1 pseudogene is annotated in these 465 nt (G+C 78.7%); it reads right to left on the bottom strand.

Annotated features, from left to right (window positions below):
* Window positions 1–465 (bottom strand): annotated as a pseudogene (locus GTW67_RS12200) (hypothetical protein); the annotation flags it as partial.

Raw genomic sequence — 465 nt, 5'->3', positions numbered from 1 at the left:
GTCCCTGCGGGCCGGGCGCAGACCGCGGCGCCGTTCGCGGCCGCGGAGTTCGGCTCCGTCGCGCGCCGGGCCTTCGGCGGGTGCCGGCTCGTCGTGCGCGTACGGGTCCTCGGGGGCCGGCTGCGCGAGCCGGGGGTCCGGATGCTCGGAGTGCGCCCGCTGTTCCTCGGCGAGCCGGCCGATCAGTTCGACCAGGTCCTCCACCGGACGGCCGGTGGCGGCGGCCCGCACGGCCTCCTGACCGCAGTGCGGTTCCAGGGGCGTGCGGTGCAGCAGGGCCATCAGCCGGGTCACGTCCTCGACCGAGCGGTGCGCCGCCGCGGCCCGGATCGCCTCGTCCGCGCTGTCCGGGCGGCGGGGCGGCCGGGTCAGCAGGCCCGCCAGCCGGGTGACGTCCTCCACGGACCGGTTGACGCCCACCGCGCGCAGCGCGTCGCCCGTGGCCTGTGCGTACTGGGGGGACTG

The sequence above is a fragment of the Streptomyces sp. SID5910 genome (assembly GCF_009862125.1).
In the GTDB taxonomy this organism is placed as follows: Bacteria; Actinomycetota; Actinomycetes; order Streptomycetales; family Streptomycetaceae; genus Streptomyces.
The sequence above is the reverse complement of the archived record's forward strand: the minus strand, read 5'-3'. Positions and strand labels throughout refer to the sequence as shown.